Below are 25,247 nucleotides of genomic sequence, written 5' to 3' on the forward strand. Positions count from 1 at the left end.
GCCGCGGCCGTCAGACCGCTGCTGCCACCGCGATCTGCGAGCGCATCTCCTCGGCCCTGCTGCGCAGGTACAGGACGAACGAGCCGCTCACATCCACGACCACGTCGTACTCATCCAGCACCACGATCGACGTCGTGCCCAGTTCGATGATGGCCGGCCCCGAGATCTCATCGCCGGGCCTCATGAACTCACCGTTGTACACGGTTGCGGTGACCATCCGGCGCTGGGCCGGGCTCCACATCTCGCGCTCCCCGGACACCGGGTTGGCACCTTCGGGCGCCTCTTCCGAGTTGCCCACCGAACCACGCACGCGTCCGATGGCGGCCAGACGGACGTTCAACACGTCGATGGGCGACGCCTCCGAGTGGTACCCGAACTGGACATCGTGCAGGCGATGGAACTCCGCGGCGATCTCGTTGAGATCCACCGATTCCAGCGAGCTGGACGCCAGCGGCACGTTGATCTCGAACCACTGACCCTTGTAGCGCATGTCCATGGAGGGCAGGAACTCGATGTCGGCATCCGTGACCCCCTCTGAGTGGAGGGTGCGTCGCCCACGCTCGGCCATCTCTGACCACAGGGCCTTGAGTTCGTCGGTCTCGATACCGGCGAGGTCCCACTTCTGACTCTGGACGTAGTCATGCTGGAAATCGCACACCAGCATGCCGGCCGCGCAGAAGATCGACGACTGGCGCGGCACGATGAGCATCGGGATCTCCAGTTCCCTGGCGATGGCGGCGGCGTGCACGGGCCCCGCGCCGCCGGCGACCACGATCGGGAAGTCACGTGGATCGAGGCCGCGCCGCACCGTGATCTCGCGCACGCCGGCAGCCATGGAGACGTTGACCACGTCGTAAATCCCCGCGGCCGCGGTGAGCGGATCCAGACCCAGCTTTTCACCGATCTGTTCACCGATGGCCTTGCGGGCCGCATCGACGTCAAGGTTCAACCCTGAGGTGGCGAAGCTCTCCGGGGAGAGATACCCGAGCACCGCATCCGCGTCGGTCGTCGTGGGTAGTTCCCCGCCGCGACCATACGAGATCGGTCCCGGAACAGCTCCCGCGCTCTGTGGCCCGACCATGAGCATGCCGCCCTCGTCGACGCGTGCGATGGAGCCACCACCCGCACCGATGGTATGGATGTCCACCATGGGAAGAGCGATCCGCCAGCGGTCGATCAGACCGTCCGTCATCACCAGCGGCCGTCCGCCAGCCACGATGGCAGCATCGAAGCTGGTGCCGCCCATGTCGACGGTTAGACAGCGGTCGAACCCGTGGACGGCCACTTCCATCAGGCCCGCGGTTGGGCCGGAAGCAGGGCCGGACAGGAGCGAGAGCGCCGAGCGGCGTGCCAGTTCCTCAGGGGTGGCGACGCCACCGTTGGATTGCATGATCAGAAGGATCCCCCCGAACGAAGCCTCCTCCAGGGTCTCCGTGAGGACGGCCAGGTAGTCCGAGATGATGGGGCCGACATAGCTGTTCAGGACCGATGTCGAGGTGCGGTCGTAGTAGCGGGCCTGGGAGAGGAGCCTGCTCGAGCGCGTGATGTAAACGTCCGGCAGTTCCTCCTCGAGGATCTCGTTGGCGCGGGTCTCATGGTTCTGGTTGGCATACGAGTGCAGGAAGGAGATGGCGACGGCGCCGACCCCCTGTTCCCTCAGGAACCTCGCTGCCTCGCGCACAGACTCCTCATCCAGCGCGGTGACCTCGTCGCCGTGCTTGTCTATGCGTCCTCCCACCGGAAGGGTGAGCTGACGATTGACCAGGGGTTTCGGCTTCTGCATCCGGTTGTCGTAGGGCTCCTCGCGGGTGCCGTCGCGGATGGGTAGCACGTCGCGGAACCCGTCAGTGACGAGCAGGCCGGTCTTGGCGCCCCGTCGAGTGAGGAGAGCGTTGGTGGTGACGGTCGTCCCGTGCACGATCGTGCTCACCTGCGCCAGGAACTGTTCCACCGACTCACCGCGCTTCTCGGCGATCTCGCGGAGCCCCTTGGTGACGGCACGTGCAGGGTCGGAGGGGATGGAACTCGTCTTATGGATCAGACGTGAGCCGTCCTGATCGACGACCAGGAAGTCGGTGAAGGTACCGCCCACGTCCACACCTACGCGCATCGTGCTCATTTCTCGTTCTCCTTGTCGGTGCGAAGTGCCGCCGTGGCCTTTTCATCCAGTTCGAGGGTCTCGGAGTCGACGACCACTCCATAGGAAGTGCGGGCCTTCTCAATGCTGGTGATCCCGTTGCGAACCTCGTCGGTGACCAGTTCCGCTGACCTCTTGCGCGGGTCGCCGTAGCCACCGCCGCCGCCACACAGCGACACAATGGTGGAGCCGGTCGGAATGGCGATCCGTTCCTTGGACCCCCAGTCGTAGACGCTGCCGTCGGGCAGTTCGACCCGCATGACGTTGAGGCCGGAGTCCTCGCCGCCATCAAGCCCGCGCCCGGGGACGGCGCCCTCTGAAATGGCGGCTTCGCCCAGAGTGACACCGTGCGCGTCCAGACCCTCCACACGCCAGGCAGACCGGGTGCCCATCCCGCCCCTCCACTGTCCCGCGCCGGCACTGTCCGGGTCGTACTCGTGGTACAGGAAGAAGTGCGGAGAAGTGAGTTCGAACATCTCGATGTCGGGAGAGCGCATCTGCCCGACGACGCCGCTGAAGCCGAACCCGTCCCAGCCGTCATAGCCGTTCATGGCGCCAGGACCCGTGCGCTGAAAGACGGTGAGTGAGACGTAGGGCTCGCCGGTGTCAGGATCCACGCCGGTCATGGTCGCGTTCATCGCCTTGCACCAACCGGCGGTCACCCGCTTAGGAAGCGCACCGGCCAGCGCCATCATGATGGCTTCGGTGATGTTGTCGGTCATCTGGTTGCCGAAGATGGTCGCCGCGGGGAACTTCGGGTTCAGGAGTGAGCCCTCCCTGAAGATCGTCTTGACCGGGCCGAACATCCCCTCATTCGTCGGGAGGACCACCCCTGCAGCCGCTACGAGCATCAGGAAGTTGATGCGCACCGCGCCGGCGGCCGAGGCCTTGGGCTGGTTCGCGATGCCTGGGGTCTGATCGTCCGATTCGGTGAAGTCGAACTCGATGGCGTCATCGCTGATGGTGATCTTCACACGGATCATGTGTCGGCTCGAGGGGTCCACCCCGTCGCTGACCATTTCGCTCTCGCCGTGGTAGACGCCGTTGGGCCAGGTGGCCAATTCGGCACGGACCTGCTTGTCGGAGGCGTCCATCACATACTGCATGTGGTCATCGATGACCTTGCGCCCATGCCGATCGAGAACCTGGAGGAGTTGGCGCTTGCCCACTTCGCAGGCGCCGATCATCGCCTTGATGTCCTCAATGACGAAACCGAAGCGGATGTTGGCGGAGACAAGATCCCAGACATCGTTTCGACGCCTACCTGCTTCGTACAACTTCACCGGCGGGATACGGAACGCTTCCTGCCACACTTCGCGCGCTGCAGGATCGTAGCCGCCAGCCGTCATGCCGCCGATATCTGCAAGGTGTCCCTTGGACGCAGTCCATCCGACGAGTTCACCGTCGTGGAAGATCGGCATGTAGATGCCTGTGTCTGCGTTCTGGTTGCCGCCGGTGTAGACATCGTTGTGGATGATGACGTCGCCCTCGTGGATGTCATCGCCGTAGTAGTCGATGATGTATTTCAGTGGGGGCTGTGCTCCGAAGGCGATGATGGCGGCGAACTCCGCCTGGGCCATCGTTCGTCCCTTCGCATCGAAGATGACCGTGACAAGGTCTCCGACCTCGTTGAAGATCGGGGATCTGGACGAGCGCATGAGCACTGTGGCCATCTCTTTGGCGATGGCGTCGAACCTACGGGCAAGCACTGAGGCGAGCACCGGGTCGACGGTTCGGGTTGGGGTTTCAGACATGTGACCTCCTTTGGTCAACGTCGGATCAGCTGATCTGATGGATCTGAGTGGGGTGCTTCGACAACTTCTCTGCGTGACCGTCCACGATGATGAACGAGTCGGACATGTAGCCCATGGACTGGAACTCCTCATTCCAGAGCGTCGGGTGGAGGGCCAGCACCTGACCGTCGGCCGCCTTCGTCACCGCCCCGGCATCGGCATCGTCGCCGACGACATCGAGCCCGATCCAGGGCTCCTCCAGCACGTCGAGGCCCATGCCGTGACCCGACCAGTACTCGGACTTGGCGCCCCTGGCTTCAACGGCCGAGATCACCGCGCGCTGGACATCGCTGAAGGCTGTGGCGGGGACGAGCGCCTGCTGCGCGGCGTCGATGCCGGCCGCGACCGCGTCGGCGATCTCCGAGACCGCCGACGTCGGCTTTGCGAAGGTCACCATGCGCGACAGCTCAGTCCAATAGCCGTTCGGGCCGACGATCTCGTAGGAGAAGGTGAACACATCGTTGACACCGAGGATGCGATCCTCCGGCTGGCCGAAGGTTGCCCTGCCGGTGTTGCCCTTGATCTCGGCGAACATGGTCAGGAACAGCGGATCCTGCCCGCCGAGCTCCGAGCCGATCTTGAACATCTCGGCCGCGATCTGCTGCTCAGTCAATCCCGGCCTGGCGATCTCCAGAAGGCGATCGAAGCACGCATCCAGGATGTAGGCGCTCTCCCTGACAGCGAGTTGTTCCGCCGGGGACTTGATCGCGCGAATCCGGCTGAACATCTGGCCCGCATCCGAGATCTTCGCCCTCGGGAGAAGCTCCGTGATGGCCAGATAATCCTCGACCTTCATCACCTGGCGCAGCCCGATGATGCCTATGTGGGGGGAGTCCCCCTTGCTCCCGAGCACCTCGGCCAACCCCCGGCCCAAGTTGTAGGGGGTCAGGTATTCGGAAACCCAGTCATGGTCGGGGCGCCGGTCCGCTTCCAGGTTCTGGGGCAGGACAACCTTCGGTTCCTCCCCCGGGAACATCACCGCGTAGCCGTAGCGGTGGCACGGGTTATAGCCGGAGATGTAGCGGACGCTGCCCTTGTGCCCGCGGTAGTCCGCTGCGGCGAAGAGCAGCACGTCGTAGCCCTCGTCGATGGCTGCCTGCGAGAGGGCTGTCCACCGTGCGTCACGCTCGGCGAAGGACTGGATGGCGTGCTTCGGCTGCCTTAGCCGGGTGCTGGAAACGTCGTTGTTCATGACAGGACCGTAAGCCTGCTCCCAAGGCGCAGTGTGCGGCCTGTCCGGCAGTTCCGGACGCAGTGTCCTGTCCGGAATGGCCGGACACGCGTCTATCGGGCCACTGGCCTTTCAGCGAACAATCCCGTTCCATCCGCACCGCACAGTGCACACGATCAAGGAGGATCCGTGACGGAATCAACGGGCAGTGCCAAAGAGCAGAGCATCCGCAACAAGATGGAGGACAACGTCCTCAATCCCGTGTCCGAAGCTGAGCGGGTGAGTGGCTGGTCGCTGTTGGCCAACACCGCCGGCGTCGGCACCACCCTCGCTATGCTGCTGATCGGGGGCACTTCCAGCTACATGGTCGGCGTCGGCTGGACCATGGTGGCGGCCGTGATCTCAGCGACGTTCGGCTCAGTCATCGGCACCGGTGTCGGCCGGGTAGCCCAGAGCACTGGCATGTCCAGCACTGTGAGCACCCGTTTCCACGGACTGGGCGCGCGGGGCTCCGCGCTCGCGTCGCTCATCTTCGCCTGGATGATCCTGAGCTTCCTGGCGCTCGAGAACGCGCTTCTCTACAACGGCACCCTGTTCCTGTTGGGGTGGCAACCAACGATGCTCAACGCCATCGTCATCTACAGCGTCCTCACGGTCGCATGGATCCTGCTTGCGCTGTTCGGTCTGAAACTCATCCAGATCTCGTCGCTGTGGCTGACGATCATTGCCAGCGCCCTGCTCATCGCGATCCTCTTCATCGCGGTCAACCGGTCGACCCAGCCGCTGGGCGAGATCATGACGCAGCGCCCCGAAGGATTCGGCCCCGGGGCCTTCCTGGCGGTGCTGGCCGGCATGATCGGATTCGCCGGGGCACTGGCCTTGACCGGCGCCGACTTCGCCCGCTATGCGCGCAACAAGAAGGACGTCGCCATCATGGCCATCGGCGGCAACATCATCGTCAACTTCGGCGTCGTCTCCCTCGGAGCCCTGCTCTACCAGGCTGGTGACACCGTCGTGGCGCAGTACCTCTCGGACAACCCTGCCCTCGCCGAATCGCAGATGGGCGATTCGATCGCGGACAAGGTCCAGTTCCTGGCGCACAACAATGCGGGTGCCTATTTCGTGATCCTCGCCGGGATCATCGGCTTCATCGTCATGTACGCGGCGCAGGTCAAGGCCCAGGCGATCAACGCCTACGCCGGATCGTTGACGCTGTCGAACCTGTTCGACGCGCTCTTCCAGAAGACCCCCAGCCGCATCGTGATGCTCATCATCGGCAACGTCATCGCGCTCGTCGCCGTGTATGCCGGCATTCTGGGACTGCTCGTCCAGTTCCTCGCCGCACTTGGCATCGCCACGTTCGCCCTGTGTTCGCTGGTGGTCACGGACTACTTCATCGTCCGCAAGGGCCAACCGGCGTCGACGCGGCGGGTGGAACTGTTCAACTGGGCGGGCATCATCGCACTCCTGGTGGGTTTCGCCATCTCCTATTCGCTGCAGGTGACCGGCATCCTGCCGATCGGTTTCCTGCTGACGCTCGTCATCACTCCGCTGGTCTACGTCATCCTGCGCCGCACCGTCCTGCCTGAGGGCCGGGGTACCCGGATGGTCGCCGGCACCTCCGCCCTGCACGAGGCAGAAGAGGACGACGAGGGTCGTCTGGCGTTCACCGAACTGGAGGACGAGCGTCCCCACCATCACAATCTGGATGCCTGACCCGTCGGGTCTGCAGTGACAGGTCGGCGTCCGCGGGCGCCGACCTGTCGCATTTCATCCGCCTGACACTGGCAGCAACTGGTCGATCCGTTCGACGATGTAGGTGGGGCGGTTGTGTTCCGGCTGGGCGAGCACGTCGTCGACGGTCGACTCACCGGTGAGCACCAGGGCCGAGGGCATGCCGCAGTCGATCGCCATCTGGATGTCCGTCATCAACCGATCGCCGATCATCAGGCACCGGCTCAGGTCCACGTCGTCGGCTCCCAGCGCCGCCTCCAGCATCAACGCCGACGGCTTGCCCAGCGACACCTGGCACGTCACCCCGGTGCACGCCTCGATGGCGGCGGTGATGGCCGCGCAGTCCGGCTCGCCGCGGCCACCGGGGAACGGGCAGAACCGGTCCGGGTTGGTCTGGATCAGGAACGCCCGCTTGTGGAACCAGATGGCGTCGAAAGCGATCTGCAGCTTGCGGTAGTCGAAGCCCCGGTCGTAGGACGCCACCACGATGTCGACCTCCGCCGGGTCCTCGGTGAGGCGGAACCCGGCTTCCCGCAGCGCGCGCTGCAGCGGTTCCTCGCCGATCACGAACAGCGCCGCGCCGGGGTGGTGGTCGAGCAGCCACCGGGTGGTGGTGACCACGGTGTTGGCGATGTCCTCCAGCGGGGTGGGCAGGCCCAGCCGCTCCAACTTCGCCTGGTACTGCTGCGGGTCCTTCGTCGGGTTGTTGGACAGGAACTTCACCACCCGCCCCGCCGCCCGCAGCTCCTCGATGAGCCGTTTCGCGCCCGGCAGCAGGTCGTCGCCCAGGTAGATGGTGCCGTCGAGGTCGAAGACGTAGGCGTCGTACCACCCGGTGGGGGAGCTGAGCGTCATGGCGGGGTCCTTCTGATCGGTGTGTGCCTCCACAGTGCCAGCCCGGCGCTGTCCCACGCACCGGAATCAACCGGCCGTCCGCACAACGGTGGCAGAAGCCCGTCCTCACCGCCTCGCAATGACGACAAGGTCCCAGTAGCGTCAGACCATCGACAAGCTCACGCATCGAAGCGTGACAGCGGCAAAGGAGCACACATGGCGACGATCGCGGTTCTCGGTGCAGGAATCATGGCCAGCGCCCTGGCCACCCCGCTGGCTGACAACGGCCACACGATGCGGTTGGTGGGCACGCATCTCGACCGCGAGATCATCGACTCCATCAAGAGCACCGGGGTGCACCCCAACCTCGGGCTCACCCTCCCCGAAGGCACCACGGCCTATCAGCTCGAAGAGGCCGCCGACGCGTTCGACGGCATCGACCTCGTGCTGAGCGGCGTCAACTCGTTCGGCGTCCACTGGGCGGGTCAGCAGCTCGCGACGCTGCTGCGCCCCGGCATGCACGTCATCGCGCTGGCCAAGGGTATGGAGGCCGACGACGAGGGCAACCTCACCATCCTGCCCCGGGTCCTGGCCGGCGAGGTCCCCGACGAACTGCGCAGCCAGGTGACCTTCTCGGCGATCGCCGGGCCGTCGATCGCCGGCGAGGTGGCCGTGCGTCGCCACACCTCCGTCGTGTTCACCGGCGACCGGCAGGAGGTCCTCGACATGTGGCGCGGACTCTTCGCCACCGAGGCCTACCACGTGTGGACCAACACCGACTTCGTCGGCGTCGAGGTCTGCGCCGCCACCAAGAACTGCTACGCGTTCGGCGCCGGCTTCATGAGCGGCATCCTCGATGCGATGGGCGACACTGCGGGGGAGCGCTACGTCAACTTCAACTACGGGGCGGCCCTGTTCGGCCAGGCCTCCATCGAGATGATCCAGTTCATGGACCTCCTCGGCGGCAGCCCCACCACGCCGCTGGGCCTGCCCGGTATCGGCGACTGTTTCGTCACGTCGATGGGCGGCCGCAACGTCAAGTGCGGCCGGCTCGTCGGCAGCGGCCTCACCTTCAGCCAGGCGCGCGACCAGATGCCCGGCGTCACGCTCGAGGGTGCAGCGGCCATCGCCGTCATCGGGGAGGCCATGGTGAAGCTCACGGACCGCGGGATCGTCGCGCCCGAGAAGTTCCCGTTGCTGCGGCATCTTTACGAGGTCGTCGGGCTCGACCGCCAGGTCAACGTCCCCTGGGACTCCTTCTTCGGCTCCAACGGCTCCGGCAGCTGACCACCCGGAACTGGGAAGGACAGGCACATCACCCGACAGGCCCGCGTTGTACTCGCCTTTCGTCAACGGTGTGCGGCGCGTTGCCATAGCGTGGTTGGAGCATCGGTCAGTCCACGACCACCTCGTAGAACGAGTGAAGGAACGAACATGGCATACACCACCCGAGTCATCGAGGGCGCCAAGGACGCTCCCGCCTTCCCGGGCGAGAACACCCGGCGGGTCGACGCGACCCCCGCCCTCGCCCTCGGCGTCGAGGTGGTGTTCGGCCGTGACGAGTGAGACCCTCCGCGCGGCCCTGAGCCGAGCAATCGACACGGTGGGCGCGGCGGTGGAGCGCGGTGCGCTCGCAGAGAGTGGGCGGCTCGTCGCCGCCCACCTCGGGACCGGTCCGTTCCTCATCGTGGCCGATGAGAACACGTGGGCCGTGGCGGGGGAGCCCCTCGTCGCCTCCCTGCGCGAGGCCGGGTGTGAGGTCGCTGAACCGCTGGTCTTCCCCGGCCAGCCCGCGCTGTACGCGTCCTACGACAACTGCCTGCAAATCCAGCGCGCACTGACGTCCGACGATGCTGCCACCGCCTCCCCCCAGTCACCCGGGACGCACCTGCCCATCGCGCTGGGCTCCGGCACCATCAACGACCTGGTCAAGCTCGCCGCGTTCGAGCTGGGCCGCGACTACGCCGTGGTCGGCACCGCCGCCTCCATGGACGGTTACACCGGCGCCGGCGCCCCCATGACGGAGAACGGCGTCAAGGCCACCCGCAACTGCAAGGCCCCCGTCGTGGTCATCATGGACCTCGACGTGGTGGCCGCCGCGCCGCCGACTATGACCGCCTCCGGCTACGGCGACCTCGTCGCCAAGATCCCGGGCGGCGCCGACTGGATCCTCGCGCACCACACCGGCGTCGAGCCCATCGACCGGGCCGTGTGGGACATGGTCCAGTCGGGCGTGGCGACCGCATTGTCCCGCCCGGCGGAACTGGCGGCCGGCAACGTCGAGGCCTTCTCCGGCCTGGTCGAGGGGCTATGCCTCTCCGGCTTGGCCATGCAGGCTTACGACGGCACGCGCCCGGCCTCCGGTGCCGAGCACTACTTCGCCCACCTGTGGGAGATCGAGGGGCTGGGCGCCGACCGCAACCCGCCCCTGTCGCACGGCTTCAAGGTGGCCGTCGGCTCCCTCGCCATGTGCGCCTTCTACGAGGCGCTGCTGGCCCGCGACCTCACCGCGATCGACCTGCCTGCAGCGGCCGCCGCCCGCGCTCCGTGGAGCGAGATCGAGGCTGACATCCGCAGCCGCTTCACTGGTGCGCTGGCGGACCACGCCGCCCGGGAGACCCGTGCCAAGTACGCGGCCGGCGACGAACTCGTCGCACGCCTGCAGCCCCTGCTCGACCGATGGCCCGCCGTCGTGGACGAGTTGCGCGCCCAACTGGTCACCACCGCCGAACTCAGCACCATGCTGCGCGAGGCGGGTGCCCCGTCCCGGCCTGAGGACATCGGCGTGACGCGCGACGACGTGCGCACCATGTTTCCCAAGGCCATGTTCTACCGCTCCCGCTACACCGCCCTGGACGTGGCATGGGAGCTCGGCATCTTCGACGACCTCGTCGCCGATGTCTTCGATTCCATCTGGAGTAAGTGACCGCTGGCGGTCCTCTCTGCCTCGTCCCCGGAGGCCCACGCCGCTGGATTCGCGCTGGCCGACGAGGAGCCCCGCAGCCTGGTCGCCTGAGCTTTCGACGATAGGGGACGCGCGTATGGTGGAAGAAAGGCACCTGTGAAAGCGAGTTTGCGCCCATGACCGCACCGGCATACACGAAATCCGCAGACGACGTGGCCGCAGAGATCACGGTCGATCCACGCAACGGCCTCACCTCGCAGGAGGCCGCCGAACGCCTCGAACAGTTCGGGCCCAACGAGCTGCGCGGTGCCGAAGCCGAACCCGCCTGGCGCCGCTTCCTGCGCCAGTTCGCAGACCCGCTCATCTACCTGTTGCTGGTGGCGATCGTCATCTCCCTCTTCGCCTGGTTCGCCGAGGGAGCCTCGGGGTTGCCCGTCGACGCGCTCGTCATCGCGATCATCGTGGTGGCCAACGCGGTGCTCGGCTTCGTTCAGGAGAACAAGGCCGAGAACGCCGTCGCGGCACTGTCGGACATGACGGCCACGCACTCCACCGTGCTGCGCGACGGCAAACTCACCGATGTCCCGTCGTCGGTCATCGTCCCCGGGGACATCCTGGTGCTCTCGGAGGGAGACGCGGTGGGCGCCGACGGCAGGCTGCTCACGTCGTCGTCACTGAAGGTGCAGGAGGCCTCGCTCACCGGCGAGTCCGAACCCGTGGAGAAGGACCCCGGCACGTTGTCGGGCGAGGCGGCGCTGGGGGACCGGGTCAACATGGTCTTCAAGGGCACCGCTGTCTCGCGGGGCGTCGGCCGCGCCGTCGTCACCGGCACCGGCATGGACACCGAGATGGGCCGCATCGCCACGCTGCTCGACGAGACGCAGCGCGACCCGTCGCCGCTGCAGCAGGAGATCGCGAAGATCTCGAAGATGTTGGGGCTGCTGGTCGTCGTGATCGCCATCGTCGTGATGGGGGCCGTCGCGCTCGTCAACGGCGTGCGCAGCCTCGACGAGGCCGTCGACATCCTGCTGATGGGGGTCTCCCTCGCCGTCGCCGCCGTGCCGGAGGGCCTGCCCGCCATCCTGTCCCTGGTGCTGGCCATCGGCGTCCAGGTGATGGCGCGGCGCAACGCGGTGATGAAGGACCTCCACTCCGTCGAGACGCTCGGTTCCGTGTCGGTCATCTGTTCCGACAAGACCGGCACCCTCACGCGCAACGAGATGACGCTGCGCGAGATCGTCACCGCCTCGGGCAGGGTCAGGCTCGGCGGCACCGGCTACGCCCCGGAGGGAGGGGTCGAGATCGACGGTGGGGACGAGGCCGCCGCTGAGGCCCGCCGGCTCCTGGCCTCCGGCGTGCTGGCCAACAACGCCCAACTGACCCAGGACGACGACGGCACCTGGAGCATCCAGGGAGATCCCACAGAGGCTGCGTTCGTCGTGGCCCAGCACAAACTCGAGGGTGTCACCGAGCGCGTCGGCTGGTACGAGCGCGACGCGGAGGCCCCGTTCGATTCCGAGCGCAAACTCATGTCCGTGCTCGGGCACCGCGAGGACCAACAACGGCTGTTCGCCAAGGGCGCGCCCGACGTGCTGCTGGAGCGCTGCGTCGAGGAACAGGTGGGCCGCACCCAGCGGCCGCTCACGGACGAGCGTCGCGAGGAACTCGGCCAGGCCGTCGTCGGTCTGTCCGAGCAGGGCTACCGGACGCTCGGTGTCGCCTGGCGGGAGGCGGGCGAGGCGGACCCCGAGGGCTTCGACGAGACCGCCGAGCACGACCTGGTGTGGGTGGGCGTCGTCGGCATCATCGACCCTCCGCGCGACGAGGCCGCCCAGGCCATCGCCGAGGCGCACCGCGCCGGCATCAAGACCGTCATGATCACCGGCGACCATCCCGTCACCGCCTCCCGGATCGCCCAGGACCTGGGCATCACCGACAACGGTTCAGGCGCGCCCAGGGCCGTCACCGGCCGCGACCTCGAGGGCCTCTCCGACGACGAACTCACTGAGTTGGTGCGCCGCACGTCGGTCTATGCCCGGGTGTCGCCGGAGCACAAGCTACGCATCGTGGACGCGTTGCAGGCGGACCGCCAGATCGTGTCGATGACCGGCGACGGCGTCAACGACGCCCCGGCGCTGAAATCTGCCGACATCGGCATTGCGATGGGGATCACCGGCACCGAGGTGACCAAGGAGGCCGGGGAGATGATCCTCGGCGACGACAACTACGCCACGATCGTGGCCGCGGTCCGTCAGGGCCGGGTCATCTTCGACAACATCAAGAAGTTCATCCGCTACCTGCTCAGCTCCAACATGGGCGAGGTCGCCACGGTGTTCCTCGGCGTGGTGCTGGGCTCGTTCATCGGCCTGGCGGATCCCGCCAACCCCGGGGCCACCGTCGTGCCCCTGCTGGCCACCCAGATCCTCTGGATCAACCTGGTCACCGATTCCGGGCCGGCGCTGGCCATGGGCGTGGACCCGGAGATCGACGACGTGATGAGCCGCAAACCGCGCGCCTACGACGACCGGATCATCGACGGCCACATGTGGGCGCGCATCATCGGCACCGGCCTGGTGATGGGCCTCATCAGCCTGGTCATCTACGACCTGAGCCTGCCCGGTGGCTTCCTCGGCGGGCTCGAGCACCTCGTCGGGACTGAGCAGCAGTTGGATGTCGCGCGCACCACGGTGTTCACCGCCTTGGTGATGATGCAACTGTTCAACGCGCTGAACTCCCGCTCCGACATGGGCAGCGCCTTCAGCCACCTGTTCACGAACACGTGGCTGTGGGTGTCGCTGCTCGGGGCCGCACTGGCGCAGGTCGCCGTCGTGCAGGTGCCGTTCCTGCAGCACGCGTTCGGCACCACGTCGCTCGACCTGGCCCACTGGGCGGTGGCCGTGGGCGCAGGCGTCGCCGTCCTGGTCTACGAGGAGATCGTCAAGGTCGTCAGGCGCGCGGCAGCGAGGTGATCAGCGCCTCCATCGTGTCCATCACCGCGAGGGTCTCGTCCCACGGCATCCACTCGGATTCGACGCGGCCCTCGGCCACCATGGTGGCGAAGTGGGCGGCCTCGTAGGCCAGCCCCTCGTGCTCGAGGAGCGTGGGCTGCTCGCTCAGCTGGGTCTCGCCGTCGACGGTGCGCAGGGTGAACTGCTGCGGTCCGTAGAAGAAGGTGGGCACGTCGACGGTGGCCTTCGTGCCAGCGATGAAGGCGCGGGTGGGCGTGAGCGCCTTGCACGTGGTGTTGATGAGCGCGTTCGCGTTCGGGTATGCCCCGAAGCCGTCGAAGACGGCGGAGATCTGCCGGTCGACGCCGGTGAAGGCCCGCGTGCCGAGCGACAGGGCACGGCCCGGGGAGCCGAGTGCGAAGTGCATGAAGGAGACGGGGTAGACGCCGAGGTCGAGCATCGCGCCGCCGGCCTTGGAAGGGTCGAACAGCCGCGACTCGGGGTCGTCGGCGAACCACTGGCCGTGGTCGGCGAAGACGGTCTCGATCTCGCCGAGCGCGCCGTCGGCCAACAGCTGGCGGATGACATCAGTGTGGGGGATGAACCGCGTCCACATGGCTTCCATCACGGCGACGCCGGCGTCGCGGGCTGCGTCGATGAGCTCGCGGGCCTGGGCCGCGGTCTCGGTGAAGGCCTTCTCCACCAGCACGTGCTTGCCGGCCTCGATGGCCAGCTGCGCGTTGGCCAGGTGCTCACTGTGGGGCGTGGCGACGTAGACGATGTCCACTTCCGGGTCGGACACCAGAGCCTCGTACGAGCCGTAGGTCCGGGGCGACTGGAACCGGGCCGCGAACTCGTCGGCCCTGCTCTGCGTCCTGGAGCCGACGGCGGTCAGCCGCTGCTGCGTGTGCGTGTGCGCGGCGTCGAAGAACCGTTCGGCGATCCAGCCGGTGCCCAGCACCCCCCAGCGCAGCGGGGGAGCGGTCATCGGGTCCGGGACACGGGAAGTGGGCAGCGTGATCATGGGCCCCATTATGGCCGTGCGGTGAGGGCCCCGTCGCAGATGGTGGCAACGACCTCCATGGCACGCAGGGCAGCGGCAGTGGCAACAGGCGACCCATGGTCCGCCAGCGGATCCGTGCGGAGGAGCACCACGTCGCCCGGACCGCCGACGCTGATGCGCCGGCCGTCGACGGACGCGGCAAGGGCCTCGCGCGCGGTCAGCGACTCCTCCGGCTGCACCGCCGGCCGGTCGTCGCCGCTTCGGTACACCGCAGCGGCGATGCCGAGCCACGGATCCGGCGGCGACACCGGCGCGTCGGAACCCAAGGCGAGGGTGGCGCCGGCATCGAGCAGCGACTTCACCAGGAACGTCCGGTCCGCGCGGTCGCCCCACCAGCGCTCGGTCATGTCGCGGTCGTCGACGAGGTGGTGCGGCTGCATGCTGGCCGTCAACCCCAGGCGCGCGAACCGCGGCACGTCCTCGCGGCGCAACAACTGCGCGTGCTCGATCGAGCCGGCCGCGCCGGTGGCCTCGAAGGCGTCGAGGGCCGCCTGGTTCGCCCGGTCCCCGATGGCATGCACCGCCAGTTCCAGGCCGGCCTCCCGCGCCCGGTCCAGCAGGGCTACCAACTCCTCGCCCGCCACGTTGACCACGCCGCAGGGGTGGGGGTCGTCGGCGGGCAGGCCCAGGTAGGGCTCGCAGCACCACGCCGTCCGGGTGCCCAGCGACCCGTCGGTGATGATCTTCAGCGGCCCCATCGTGATCAACCCGTCGCCACCGGGCAGCGTGTCGCCGGTCCGCCAGCCTGCTCCGAGGACGTCATCGAGTTGCGGGGGATAGACGCCGGCGCGCACGCGCAACCCGCGGATCCCGGCGGCCACGCGGCGGGGCCAGTGGCGGAAGGCATCGGCGAACTCGAGGTCTACGATGCCCACCAGCCCGCGCGACGCCAGGTACCCGACGGCGGCGCCCTCCTCCTCGACGGTGGCGGCCTGCTCCGGCATCGCCGTCAGCCGCGCCAGCGTGGTGAACCATTCGTTCTCCGTCATGGGGTCCGGGCGGGCCGCGACCCCCAGGCGCTCCAGTGCAGCCGAGTTCAGCCAGCCGTTGTGCGCGTCGCCGGAGATCAGTACGACGGGCTGGGAGCCGGACACCGCATCCAGTTCCGCGACGGTGCCCACGCGTTCCCACGCCGCGGACCGGTAGCCGAACCCCACTGCGATGCGGCCGTCGTCGCGACGCATCTCCAGGGCCTCCGCCACCCGGGCGCAGACCTCCTCAGGGCCGACGGTGCCCGCGAGGCCAATCCACGTGGTGGAGCGGGCCCACTGGCCGAAATGCACATGCTTGTCCCACAGCCCGGGGATCAGCCAACAGCCCGAGGCGTCGACGACCTCCTCGCCCCGGACCGGCAGAGACGGCCCCACCTCGGTGACCACCCCGTCGCGGATCCGCACGTCGACGGCCCGCTCGCCCTCCCCGTCGAGACCGACTACCAGACCACCACTCACCAGCACAGAACCGCTCACCCATGCACCGTCTCACTCAAGAGAATGCGTTGTCAACGGCGGTTCAGAGGGCCTCGCGAACCGTCCTCGGATCAGGGTTGACCAGCACCTCGCCGTCGACCACGACGGTGGGGACGGTCTCATCACCGTTGTTGACGCTGCGGACGAATGCCGCCGCGTCCGGGTCCTGCCAGATGTTGATCCACGTGACCTTCTTCGCATCGCTCCCGAGGCCGCCCCGGAGTCTCTGGCAGAAGATGCAGCCTGGCCGCCAGTAGGCCACGACGCGGCGCTGCTCGGCGGGCAGCGCCATGACGTCGGCGTGCCGCTTGGTGCGGCCGCCGGAGAACGGGCTCATCCACCAGGCGAGGAGAATCACGCACACCGCCAGCAGCGCGCTGACGGCGGTCACCTTCCAGCCCTCGATGGAGAAGGCGAACGCCAGACCGGCGATGAGGACGATGAGCCACGTGAACCGCTGCATGGCCCCAGGTTAGGCGAGGTCGCGCCCGGCCGAGGCGGCGGCTCTGTTAGGGTCGCCCTCAGCGCCGATGACGGCACGGTGATGGGGGCAATGATGAGTTCTTGGTTCAAGCTCCTTCTCGCGGCAGTGCTGGTGGTCGTGCCGGCACTCCTCGGGCCAGCCGGGCCTGCGCATGCAGAGGTCGATGTTTACACCACCGAGGGCATCCACGTGGTCAACGGGCGGGAATGGCGCACCGCTTGCGAACCGTATTCCCGGACCACCCGGTGCCGCACGGAGATCAAGGCCACCGTGATCACCTACGCGCACCTCGACGACGGTGCGAAGCGCACGTTCACGCGCACTACAGGCTGGGCCTTCAACAACCTCACCTACCTCCCCGCATCACGGAAGCTCTGGGGCTCCAACCCGCTCGCCAACCCGGGCAACTGGACGGCCCCGGACGGCCGCGAGTGGTGGACCGAGTGCGACAACGAGCGAACCGGGCGCCGTGGGTGCCGCTCCTACGCCATGGCAACCGTCGTCACCCAGACCGCGGGGGAGCGTGCCGCCGGCGTCTACGGCTGGCAGGACCAGTGGGTCTTCAACAACATCGTCCGCTTCACCGACGACCGCACGGTGGCTGAGGTGCCGATCGGGATCCCCACCGTCACCGCGTCGCCCGAGCCGACCCAGCCCGTGGACGAGGTCACCTTCGCTGACCGCTCCCTGACCAACTGCGTCCGAGCGCAGACGGGGCACGACCGGATCCTGCGCTCGGAGGTGGAGGGGCTGGTCACCCTGAAATGCACCACGGCCAACGGATATACCGTCCAGGACCTCGGAGGCATCGAGGTGGCCAGGGATCTCGCGGAACTCGACATCCAGGGACGGCGCTACACCGCCGGGGCCCTCTCGTTGGATCCCCTGACCTCGCTGTCGAAGTTGACGAGCCTCAATCTGTACCAGGTCCCGCTGGCCGACCTGTCCGACCTGAACGCGCTCCGCGGGCTCGAGCATCTACTCATCGGCGGCCCCGACGCCCCGGTGACCGGCTTGAAGGCCTCCGACGTGACCGACCTCGATCGCCTTGAGACGTTCATGGCCATGAACGCGGGCCTGACCGGCGCCTCGTTCGTCACGGAGCTGCCGCTGCTGGTGGCAATCAACCTGGACGACAACGAGATCACCGACGTCTCCCCGTTCGCGGCTCTGGAGAACCTGACGTTCCTGTCCCTGAAGAACAACCCGGTCACCGACTGGTCGCCGCTGGACCAGAAGGTGGCAGACGGGCTCGAGATCGTCCGCTGACCCCCCCGCGCGACGATCGCCGGCACCGCCCGAACGGGGCGATGCCGGCGATCGTTGCTCAGCGGGCAGGTCGGTGCAGGTTCATCACCACATCGAGCTGGGCGCGCGCCCGACGGCGACCTCCAGGTGACGCAGTTCGTCGACCAGTTCGCGCGGGAGACGCCAGCCGAAGCTGTCGAACCAGCGTCCGATGCGCGGGACCTCGTCGTGCCATTCCTGCGGGCGGTAGCTGATCACGGCCTCCAGGTCCTCGTCGGAGATGTCGAGTCCGTCGACGTCGAGCGACTCCTTCGTGGGGACGAAGCCGGTGGGGGTCTCCACGGCGTCGGCCTTGCCGTCGACGCGCTCGGCGATCCACTTCAGCACGCGGGAGTTCTCGCCGAACCCGGGCCACATGAAGCGGCCGTCCCCGTCGCGGCGGAACCAGTTGACGTAGAACACCTTCGGCAGCTTGGCCTCGTCGGCCTTCTTGCCGATGTTGATCCAGTGCTGCACGTAATCGGCCACGTGGTAGCCGATGAACGGCAGCATCGCCATGGGGTCGCGGCGCAGCACGCCGACCGCACCCTTCGCCGCAGCGGTGGTCTCCGAGGAACAGGTGGCGCCCATGAAGACGCCGTGCTTCCAGTTGCGCGACTGCGTCACCAGCGGGATGGTGTTCTCCCGACGGCCGCCGAAGACGATCGCGTCGATCGGCACACCCTGCGGGTTGTGGTAGTCGTCCGCCAGGATGGGGCACTGCTCAATAGGCGTGCAGAAGCGGCTGTTGGGGTGCGCCGCCTTCTCGTCCTTGCGGCCACCCTCCGGACCGGTCGAGCCGCTCCAGGGGCGACCCTTCCAGTCAGTGATGTTCTCGGGCTTGTCCTTGGTCATGCCCTCCCACCACACGTCGCCGTCGGCGGTGAGGCCGACGTTGGTGAAGATGGAGTTGCCCTTGGCGATGGTGCGCATGGCGTTGGGGTTGGTCTCGTAGCTGGTGCCGGGCGCCACGCCGAAGAAGCCGGTCTCCGGGTTGGTGGCGTACAGCCGGCCGTCCTCACCGAAGCGGAGCCAGGCGATGTCGTCGCCCAGGGTTTCGACCTTCCAGCCGGGGACCGTCGGCTCGAGCATGGCCAGGTTGGTCTTGCCGCAGGCCGACGGGAACGCGGCCGCGATGTGGTACTTGCGGCCCTCCGGGGAGATGAGGCGCAGGATCAACATGTGCTCGGCCATCCAGCCCTCGTCGCGCGCCATGACGGAGGCGATGCGCAGCGAGTAGCACTTCTTGCCCAGCAGGGAGTTGCCGCCGTAGCCGGAGCCGTAGGACCAGATCATCCGCTCGTCGGGGAAGTGGACGATGTACTTGGTCTCCGAGCAGGGCCACGGCACGTCCTGCTCGCCCTCCTCGAGCGGCAGGCCCACCGAGTGGAGGCAGGGGACGAAGTCGGCCTGGGTGTCCGTCATCGCCTTGAGCGGCTCGGCTCCCATCCTGGTCATGATCCGCATCGACAACGCCACGTAGGCGGAGTCGGAGACCTCGACGCCGAACTTCGGGTCGTCGGCCTCGATGTGGCCCATGCAGAACGGGATGACGTACAGGGTGCGCCCGCGCATGCAGCCGTCGTAGAGGCCCTTCATGACGCGCTTCATCTCGGCCGGGGCCATCCAGTTGTTGGTGGGGCCGGCGTTGCGCTCGTCCTCGGAGCAGATGAACGTCTGGTCCTCGACGCGGGCCACGTCGTCCGGGTCCGTGCGAGCGTAGATCGAGTTGGGTAGCTTCTCGTCGTTGAGGCGGATGACAGTGCCCGCCTCTTCGAGGACGCGGACCAGATGGTCGTACTCCGCGTCGGAACCATCGCAGTAATGGATGGCGTCGGGCTGGCACAGCTCGACAACTTCATCGAGCCATGCCACCAGCTTCGGGTGGGTGGGTGCCTCGCCCGTGGCGGGGAGGTCGGCTCGTGTTTTCCGGTGAACTTGGGTGGCGGTTGTCATGGGACCCCTTCGTTGCGGTGGAATCACGCATCTCCGTTGAGCGCTTCCATTTCCACCATAGCCAGACATTTTCATTCATTGCTACTTGATGGGACTTTGTCTCACGCTGCTACAGTGCTGGGGTGCGAACGGCAGTTATCCTGACGGGCGTGCTCGCGTGTGCAGCTGCACTGGGCGGGTGTTCCCCCGAACCGGCCGCGCCGTCCCCCACGGCGCCGGCGGTTGACATGACCACGCCCGGCGCCACTGAACCACCGCCCACGGCGGAGACGGAGATCGTGGCGTCGGAGTCGGCTTCGCCCAGTGAATCCGCGTCGGCCAGGGAGTCCGCCCCGCCTCCCACCGCCGAGTCGACGACCAGCCTGTCCCCGGTCGAACAGCCCCCGCAGGAGGGCGGCCCCTGGACGAAGCTGGACCTGACGCTGCGCTCGGGCGCCGACATCATCAAGGCCACCGAACTGCCGGAGTCGCTGCGCGCGTTCCTCACCAGCCGCGTCGGCGTCGAGGACGAGACCGGTTGCGTCACCGAGGAGGTCATCCTCCACGGCATTCACTCCGACGGCTTCGCCTATGGCACTGAGGAGTCGAACTGCGCGGGCGGCGAAGTGGTGTGGGGCATCACCGACAACCAGTGGCACTACATCGTTCAGTTCGGCGACCCCGTGCCCTGCGCGGACCTCGCCTACAACGGCATCCCCGCAGGCGCCCCGGGCCTGCGTTGTCTGGGCGACGACGGTTCGGCCCGGGACTTCTGATGAGGGCCACCTGGTTCGCGGCCCCGGCCGCGGCGCTGCTGCTGTTGCCCGCGTGCGCCCCGGATTCCATGGTGTCGTCGGCCGTGTCGGCCAGGCAGTTGGCTCCGTCGTTCGGTGTCCCCAAGGACGCCGCCGATGAAGAGCTCCCGGAGGAGGTCGTTGCCGCGGAGAAGCAGGCCAAGGCCGCCGCCGAGGTGGACGAGGTCATGTCGAGGGCGGCTGCGCGCTCCAGCGAGCTCACCTCGATGCAGTCGGCTGGGGCGGGTCCGGACTTCCAACCCACCAACGGGTGGGAGGACCGCCACATCCACAATGTCGCCTACTCGCAGCTCCACCTGCTTGAGGAGGCGTCACCGGCGTTCCGCGACTACGCGGAGAACGCGATGACGTCCGCCGGTACGGACGGCTGCACCGTGCTGGGCCTCAGCGTGATGAGCAAGCACCAGGACGGCTTCATCCTCGGCACGATCAGCACGGACTGTGGTGGTGGCCAGGCGATCTGGGGAGAGGACGGCGAGACGCGCCAGTGGCATCTCCTGACGGTGCTCCAGGCGACGCCGGACTGCGCGGAGCTCACCGGGTTGGAACTGCCCACCGGAGTGGGCCTCGTCTGCAACGACGATCAGGGCAAGCTCGCAGTCTACTGAGCCGCTCCGCGGGCCGCGGCGGACCACCAGCCCCGGGAACCATAAAAGCCTGAACCCAGAGGGTTCAGGCTAGTCCGATGTCCTGAGACATCACATGGTCGGGGTGACAGGATTTGAACCTGCGGCCTCGTCGTCCCGAACGACGCGCGCTACCAAGCTGCGCCACACCCCGATGGCTTTTTGAGCCAAGGGAAAGATTAGCGCACGGCGGCCTCAGGTGCGAATTCACGGTTCCGGATGGGGCCGTGGGCGATGGTCCGCTCCGGCCCGGGAACCAGGGTGAGCAGCGTCACCTCAGGGCGGCATGCGAACCGGTACGGCGCGAACGGGGAGGTGCCCAAACCCGCAGACACGTGGAGGTGCGCGGTGCGTCCCCCGGAGGTGTGGGTGGACAGGCCCTTGACGCGTGCCGTGTCGAGGTCGCAGTTGGTGATCAGCGCCCCATGGCCCGGCACACAGACCTGACCGCCGTGGGTATGGCCCGCGAAGATCAGATCCACGCCGTCCGCAGTCATGGCGTTCAGCAACCGCAGGTACGGCGCGTGGGTCACGCCGATGTTGAGCGCTGCGCCCGGCTCCGGCGGCCCGCCGACGGCGGCGTAGTCGTCGCGGCCGAGGTGGGCGTCGTCGGTGCCCCGGAAGGCCAGCCGATGCCCGGCCACCTCGAGCACGGTGCGGCCCTGGGTGAGGTTCGCCCAACCCAGTCCCTCGAGATGCGCGGCGAGCTCCGCCGTGGGGAGTTGGCGCGGCTCCGGCTGCTTGTGACCGTTGGACGACCCGCGTGTGAGGTACCTCAGCGGGTTGCGGAACTGCGGCGCGAAGTAGTCGTTGGACCCGAACACGAACACTCCGGGTATGCCACGCAGGGGCTCCAGCGACGCCATCAGGGCCGGGATGGCCTTGGCCTGAGAGATGTGGTCGCCGGTGCTGACCACGAGGTCCGGCTCCAGCCCTGCCAGGGCGGCGATGAATTCCTGCTTCCCGCGCTGGGATTCCATGAGATGGAAGTCTGACACGTGTAGCACGCGGAGCTCTGCGGAACTCTGCGGCAGCACGTCGAGTTGCACCCGGCGCACGGTGTACAGGCTGCGTTCGACGAGGCCCCAGCCGAAGCAGGCGGCGCCCAGGCCGGCCAGGCCGCCGAGGGTCTTGGTGGCGGCGCGCATCAGTCGCCGTCGTCCCCGCCCTGGCCCGGAGGGCCACCCGGCTGCTGGCCGGGAGGTGCTGCCGGAGGAGCGGCGGGCGGCGCGGGGGCAGCGGGGGCCGTCGCTGGGGGCTCAGGGACCACTGGCTTCGGCGCAGGCTTCGGCGCGGGCTCCGGACCGGCTGAGACCCGCAGCGTGATGCTGGAGAACTTCACGGCCTGGTCAGACGGGGTGATGCCGAGGAAGGCGCCCTTGCGGCGGCTCGAGTACTCCCGCTGTGTGCGGGTTGTGAACCCGGCCGCCTCGATGGTCTCCTTGGCCTCGTTGTACCCCATCCCCTTGACGTCCGGCACCGGCACCAGTTCGCCCTCGAGGATGGTCTTGCTGGGCTCGGTGAACTTCGTCTTGGGCTTGTCGGCGAGCGCCGAGGTCATGGCAGCCTTCCAGATCTGGCCCGCGTCGCCGCCGCCGGATCCCTCCAGATACGTGCCGCTGGCGGGCATGGTGCCCTTGACGGTCTGGGTGTGGGTCTTCCACCAGGTGTTGGCGGTATCGACGCCGATCATGGCGACGCCCGCCATCTCGGGGGTGTAACCGGCGTACCAGACGGCTTTGTTCTCGTTGGTGGTACCGGTCTTGCCGGCCTCGTCGCGGCCGTCGCGCAGCGCCGCCCGCCGACCGGTGCCGTTCATGGCCACGCCCTGGAGCAGGTAGTTGACGCCGTCGGCCACCTCAGGCCGGATGACCTGCTCACAGTTGGCCGGCGGCACCTCGAGCTTCTTGCCGTCCTTCGTCGTGACAGACTGCAGGATGATCGGGGTGCAGTGGATGCCGCGGTTGGCGAACGTGGCGTAGGCCTCGGCCATGGACAGCGGCGTGATGTAGGCGGTGCCCAGCGTGAACGACGGGTACGAGGCCTGGGAGTTCATGGGATCGCCGTTGGCGAGCTTCACGCCCACCTTCTCGGCCATCGTGGTGGTGTTACAGATCCCCACCGCCTGGATGAGCTGCATGAAGTACGTGTTGACCGACGACTCGGCTGCCTTGCGCATGTCGATGGTGCCGTAGCCCCTGTCGTAGTTGCTGACCGGACGGTCCGCACGGGTCTTGAACGGACCCTCACAGTTGGTGAAGGTCTCGCCGTCGATCTCGAGTTCCTTGGGGGCGTCGTACTTCTGGTCCGGAGTCATGCCCAGGTCCAGCGCGGCCGCCATGGTGAAGGCCTTGAATGTGGAGCCCGCCTGGAAGCCTTCGATGCCGCCCATGGAGCCTTCGACGTTGATGTTCTTGAACGTCTCGCCCACGGCCTCGTCCGGTCCCATCTTGGGGCGCGACTGGGCCATCGCCACGATCAGGCCGGTGCTGGGCTGCACCAGCACGGAGGAGCCCCACACTGGGTCGAGCGGCGCGATCAGGGAGGCGACAGCCGCCTCAGCGGCGAGCTGGGCCTCGGCGTCGATCAGCGTGTGGATGGTGAGCCCACCGCGGTTGAGCATGTTGCGGCGCTCTTCCTCCGTCTCGCCCATGCTCGGCATCGTCATCAGCGTGCGCTGCACGTAGTCACACAGGAAAGGGAACTGGGAGGCGACGCAGCCGTTGGGGAGGCGCTTGATCTTCGACGGATCGAACGTCGTCTCCTTGGCGGCGGCGGCCTCCGCCTTGGTGACGAGCTTGAGCTCGGCCATGCGGTTCAGCACGGTGTCGCGCCGGTTGATGGCGCGCTGCGTGTACTTGGTGGGGTTGGTCTGCACGGGGTTCTGGACCAGGCCGGCCAACATCGCCGACTGCGCCAGGTCCAGGTCCTTGGCTGAGACCTGGAAGTAGTGCTGGGCCGCGGCCTCCACGCCGTAGGCGCCGTCGCCGTAGTAGGCGATGTTGAGGTAGCGCTCGAGGATCTCGTCCTTGGTGAGCTTCTCCTCGACGGCCATGGCATAGCGCATCTCGACGATCTTGCGCTCGAGGGACACCTCCGTGGCCTTGCGGACACCTTCCTGGTCGTTGTTCATCGACGCGGTTTCGACGCGCACGAGCTTCACGTACTGCTGGGTCAGCGTCGACGCGCCCTGGGTGTCGCCTGTCAGCGTCTTCACGGCCGCTCGGCCGAAGCCCTGGAAGTCGATCGCGCCGTGCTCGTAGAAGCGGTGGTCCTCAATGGCGATCTGCGCCTGCTGCATGAACAGCGAAATGTCCTCGAGCGGCACGTAGATGCGGTTCTCGTCGAAGAACGTGGCCAGCACCTTGCCGTCGCCCATCAGGACGCGCGATCGCTCGGACTGCGGCGGGGTCTCGAACTCCGCCGGCAACTGCTCCAGCGATTCGGCAGCCATCTTCACGCCGTTGCCGGCGAGAGCGGTCATCGGCACGGCCAGCCCTGCGAGCAGGAGGCCCGACAGGAGTGATACCGCGAAGAACATCAGGAGGGAATAGCCCTTCTGGCCCAGGGAGGCAGACTTCATAGGGCGCATTCTACGTGAGGGGGTCCAAAACGCCTTTGTCAGACGTTTCAATGGCCGCTGGCATGGGCGGTAGCCCGAACCCCCCTGTTGCAAACCGCACGACATGCGCTACGGTCGACGCATAGGACGAAACTGCGCAAGGGAGGGCAGATGATGTCGCTCGCCGAGGTTAGTGAATGGACGCTCCAGGCCAAATGCCGGGACATGGCGGACGCACTCTTTCCAGAAGGTAAAGATCAGAAACGGGCTCGTTCAGTCTGCGTCGGATGCCCGGTCCGATCTGAGTGTCTCGCAGAGGCGCTCGACAACCGGATCGAATGGGGTGTCTGGGGGGGAATGACCGAACGTGAGCGCCGAGCGCTGCTGAGACAGCGGCCCGACATCGACTCGTGGTTCGACGTGCTCGTCAACTACAACAACGGCGCAGGCTTCACGGTCGTGCCGGTGGACCACCACTGAAGCA

19 protein-coding genes and 1 tRNA gene are annotated in these 25,247 nt (G+C 67.3%); 9 read left to right on the forward strand and 11 right to left on the reverse strand.

Translation table 11 applies throughout. The features are described from left to right. Nucleotides 1-10: 10 nt before the first annotated feature. Genes H5393_RS00990 through H5393_RS01000 form a run of 3 tightly spaced genes read right to left on the reverse strand, consistent with a single transcriptional unit; the run spans nt 11 to nt 5,122 of the window. On the reverse strand, nt 11-2,119 hold the full coding sequence (locus H5393_RS00990) for a hydantoinase/oxoprolinase family protein (protein WP_182765166.1): 2,109 nt from the start codon (nt 2,117-2,119) through the stop codon (nt 11-13). Then, nucleotides 2,116-3,891, reverse strand: coding sequence for a hydantoinase B/oxoprolinase family protein (locus H5393_RS00995; RefSeq protein WP_182765167.1), 1,776 nt, complete (start codon nt 3,889-3,891; stop codon nt 2,116-2,118). Before H5393_RS00995 ends, H5393_RS00990 begins: the two co-directional genes overlap by 4 nt. Before the next feature lie 25 nt (nt 3,892-3,916). Beyond that, a complete protein-coding gene (locus H5393_RS01000) occupies nt 3,917-5,122 on the reverse strand; it encodes a M24 family metallopeptidase (protein WP_182765168.1) in 1,206 nt (401 codons plus the stop codon). Nucleotides 5,123-5,290: 168 nt separating this feature from the next. Here H5393_RS01000 and H5393_RS01005 point away from each other — a divergent pair, with 168 nt between their 5' ends. After that, a complete protein-coding gene (locus H5393_RS01005) occupies nt 5,291-6,817 on the forward strand; it encodes a cytosine permease (RefSeq protein ID WP_220488136.1) in 1,527 nt (508 codons plus the stop codon). Between the two features lie 54 nt (nt 6,818-6,871). On the opposite strand, the gene H5393_RS01010 is transcribed toward H5393_RS01005, so the two are convergent. After that, nucleotides 6,872-7,690, reverse strand: coding sequence for an HAD-IIA family hydrolase (locus H5393_RS01010; protein WP_182765169.1), 819 nt, complete (start codon nt 7,688-7,690; stop codon nt 6,872-6,874). Nucleotides 7,691-7,885: 195 nt separating this feature from the next. Between H5393_RS01010 and H5393_RS01015 the strand changes: the two genes are divergently transcribed. The 4 genes from H5393_RS01015 (at nt 7,886) to H5393_RS01025 (ending at nt 13,543) form a co-directional block, all read left to right on the forward strand. Continuing rightward, nucleotides 7,886-8,956 carry a 2-dehydropantoate 2-reductase N-terminal domain-containing protein gene (locus H5393_RS01015; RefSeq protein WP_182765170.1) on the forward strand — a complete coding sequence of 357 codons (1,071 nt, stop codon included), beginning with the start codon at nt 7,886-7,888 and terminating at the stop codon, nt 8,954-8,956. 147 nt (nt 8,957-9,103) lie between these two features. Beyond that, nucleotides 9,104-9,235, forward strand: a complete 132-nt coding sequence (locus H5393_RS14395) for a hypothetical protein (protein WP_255436235.1) — start codon at nt 9,104-9,106, stop codon at nt 9,233-9,235. Beyond that, complete coding sequence (locus tag H5393_RS01020) at nt 9,225-10,595, forward strand: sn-glycerol-1-phosphate dehydrogenase (RefSeq protein WP_182765171.1); 1,371 nt, start codon at nt 9,225-9,227, stop codon at nt 10,593-10,595. The genes H5393_RS14395 and H5393_RS01020 overlap by 11 nt, the downstream gene beginning before the upstream one ends. A 155-nt stretch (nt 10,596-10,750) precedes the next feature. Further along, nucleotides 10,751-13,543: a cation-translocating P-type ATPase gene (locus H5393_RS01025; protein WP_182765172.1), complete on the forward strand. Its 2,793-nt coding sequence runs from the start codon at nt 10,751-10,753 to the stop codon at nt 13,541-13,543. On the opposite strand, the gene H5393_RS01030 is transcribed toward H5393_RS01025, so the two are convergent. Genes H5393_RS01030 through H5393_RS01040 form a run of 3 tightly spaced genes read right to left on the reverse strand, consistent with a single transcriptional unit; the run spans nt 13,521 to nt 16,517 of the window. Then, nucleotides 13,521-14,546, reverse strand: a complete 1,026-nt coding sequence (locus H5393_RS01030) for a Gfo/Idh/MocA family protein (protein WP_220488137.1) — start codon at nt 14,544-14,546, stop codon at nt 13,521-13,523. The genes H5393_RS01025 and H5393_RS01030 overlap by 23 nt on opposite strands. Before the next feature lie 8 nt (nt 14,547-14,554). Continuing rightward, nucleotides 14,555-16,054 (reverse strand): amidohydrolase, encoded by a 1,500-nt coding sequence (locus H5393_RS01035; protein ID WP_182765174.1) that lies wholly within the window; start codon nt 16,052-16,054, stop codon nt 14,555-14,557. Nucleotides 16,055-16,097: 43 nt separating this feature from the next. Further along, nucleotides 16,098-16,517 (reverse strand): glutaredoxin domain-containing protein, encoded by a 420-nt coding sequence (locus tag H5393_RS01040; protein ID WP_182764052.1) that lies wholly within the window; start codon nt 16,515-16,517, stop codon nt 16,098-16,100. A gap of 93 nt (nt 16,518-16,610) precedes the next feature. Between H5393_RS01040 and H5393_RS01045 the strand changes: the two genes are divergently transcribed. Next, on the forward strand, nt 16,611-17,807 hold the full coding sequence (locus H5393_RS01045) for a leucine-rich repeat domain-containing protein (RefSeq protein ID WP_182765175.1): 1,197 nt from the start codon (nt 16,611-16,613) through the stop codon (nt 17,805-17,807). Nucleotides 17,808-17,891: 84 nt separating this feature from the next. Here the strand turns inward: H5393_RS01045 and H5393_RS01050 are convergent, their stop codons facing one another. Continuing rightward, a complete protein-coding gene (locus H5393_RS01050) occupies nt 17,892-19,781 on the reverse strand; it encodes a phosphoenolpyruvate carboxykinase (GTP) (RefSeq protein WP_182765176.1) in 1,890 nt (629 codons plus the stop codon). A gap of 122 nt (nt 19,782-19,903) precedes the next feature. On the opposite strand from H5393_RS01050, the gene H5393_RS01055 reads away from it, so the two are divergent. After that, nucleotides 19,904-20,536, forward strand: coding sequence for a hypothetical protein (locus H5393_RS01055; RefSeq protein WP_182765177.1), 633 nt, complete (start codon nt 19,904-19,906; stop codon nt 20,534-20,536). Continuing rightward, the gene (locus H5393_RS01060) at nt 20,536-21,183 is read left to right on the forward strand and encodes a hypothetical protein (protein ID WP_182765178.1); all 648 of its coding nucleotides are present in this window, start codon (nt 20,536-20,538) and stop codon (nt 21,181-21,183) included. The genes H5393_RS01055 and H5393_RS01060 overlap by 1 nt, the downstream gene beginning before the upstream one ends. A gap of 95 nt (nt 21,184-21,278) precedes the next feature. On the opposite strand, the gene H5393_RS01065 is transcribed toward H5393_RS01060, so the two are convergent. The 3 genes from H5393_RS01065 to H5393_RS01075 form a co-directional block, all read right to left on the reverse strand. Then, nucleotides 21,279-21,355: transfer RNA gene (locus H5393_RS01065), tRNA-Pro, on the reverse strand. A gap of 25 nt (nt 21,356-21,380) precedes the next feature. Next, the gene (locus H5393_RS01070; RefSeq protein WP_182765179.1) at nt 21,381-22,349 is read right to left on the reverse strand and encodes a metallophosphoesterase; all 969 of its coding nucleotides are present in this window, start codon (nt 22,347-22,349) and stop codon (nt 21,381-21,383) included. Beyond that, the gene (locus H5393_RS01075; RefSeq protein WP_245243988.1) at nt 22,349-24,784 is read right to left on the reverse strand and encodes a transglycosylase domain-containing protein; all 2,436 of its coding nucleotides are present in this window, start codon (nt 24,782-24,784) and stop codon (nt 22,349-22,351) included. Before H5393_RS01075 ends, H5393_RS01070 begins: the two co-directional genes overlap by 1 nt. 153 nt (nt 24,785-24,937) lie before the next feature. On the opposite strand from H5393_RS01075, the gene H5393_RS01080 reads away from it, so the two are divergent. Next, nucleotides 24,938-25,243, forward strand: a complete 306-nt coding sequence (locus H5393_RS01080) for a WhiB family transcriptional regulator (protein ID WP_182765744.1) — start codon at nt 24,938-24,940, stop codon at nt 25,241-25,243. Nucleotides 25,244-25,247 lie beyond the last annotated feature (4 nt).

The sequence above is a fragment of the Tessaracoccus sp. MC1756 genome, from assembly GCF_014164735.1.
Taxonomy (GTDB): Bacteria; Actinomycetota; Actinomycetes; order Propionibacteriales; family Propionibacteriaceae; genus Arachnia.

Coding starts and splice junctions, on each gene's coding strand:
- H5393_RS01070 (WP_182765179.1), bottom strand. CDS start 22,349: ATGCGCGCCGCCACCAAGACCCTCGGCGGCCTGGCCGGCCTGGGCGCC.
- H5393_RS01075 (WP_245243988.1), bottom strand. CDS start 24,784: ATGAAGTCTGCCTCCCTGGGCCAGAAGGGCTATTCCCTCCTGATGTTC.
- H5393_RS01025 (WP_182765172.1), top strand. CDS start 10,751: ATGACCGCACCGGCATACACGAAATCCGCAGACGACGTGGCCGCAGAG.
- H5393_RS00990 (WP_182765166.1), bottom strand. CDS start 2,119: ATGAGCACGATGCGCGTAGGTGTGGACGTGGGCGGTACCTTCACCGAC.
- H5393_RS01050 (WP_182765176.1), bottom strand. CDS start 19,781: ATGACAACCGCCACCCAAGTTCACCGGAAAACACGAGCCGACCTCCCC.
- H5393_RS01040 (WP_182764052.1), bottom strand. CDS start 16,517: ATGCAGCGGTTCACGTGGCTCATCGTCCTCATCGCCGGTCTGGCGTTC.
- H5393_RS01010 (WP_182765169.1), bottom strand. CDS start 7,690: ATGACGCTCAGCTCCCCCACCGGGTGGTACGACGCCTACGTCTTCGAC.
- H5393_RS01030 (WP_220488137.1), bottom strand. CDS start 14,546: ATGATCACGCTGCCCACTTCCCGTGTCCCGGACCCGATGACCGCTCCC.
- H5393_RS00995 (WP_182765167.1), bottom strand. CDS start 3,891: ATGTCTGAAACCCCAACCCGAACCGTCGACCCGGTGCTCGCCTCAGTG.
- H5393_RS01045 (WP_182765175.1), top strand. CDS start 16,611: ATGAGTTCTTGGTTCAAGCTCCTTCTCGCGGCAGTGCTGGTGGTCGTG.
- H5393_RS01015 (WP_182765170.1), top strand. CDS start 7,886: ATGGCGACGATCGCGGTTCTCGGTGCAGGAATCATGGCCAGCGCCCTG.
- H5393_RS01060 (WP_182765178.1), top strand. CDS start 20,536: ATGAGGGCCACCTGGTTCGCGGCCCCGGCCGCGGCGCTGCTGCTGTTG.
- H5393_RS01000 (WP_182765168.1), bottom strand. CDS start 5,122: ATGAACAACGACGTTTCCAGCACCCGGCTAAGGCAGCCGAAGCACGCC.
- H5393_RS01080 (WP_182765744.1), top strand. CDS start 24,938: ATGTCGCTCGCCGAGGTTAGTGAATGGACGCTCCAGGCCAAATGCCGG.
- H5393_RS14395 (WP_255436235.1), top strand. CDS start 9,104: ATGGCATACACCACCCGAGTCATCGAGGGCGCCAAGGACGCTCCCGCC.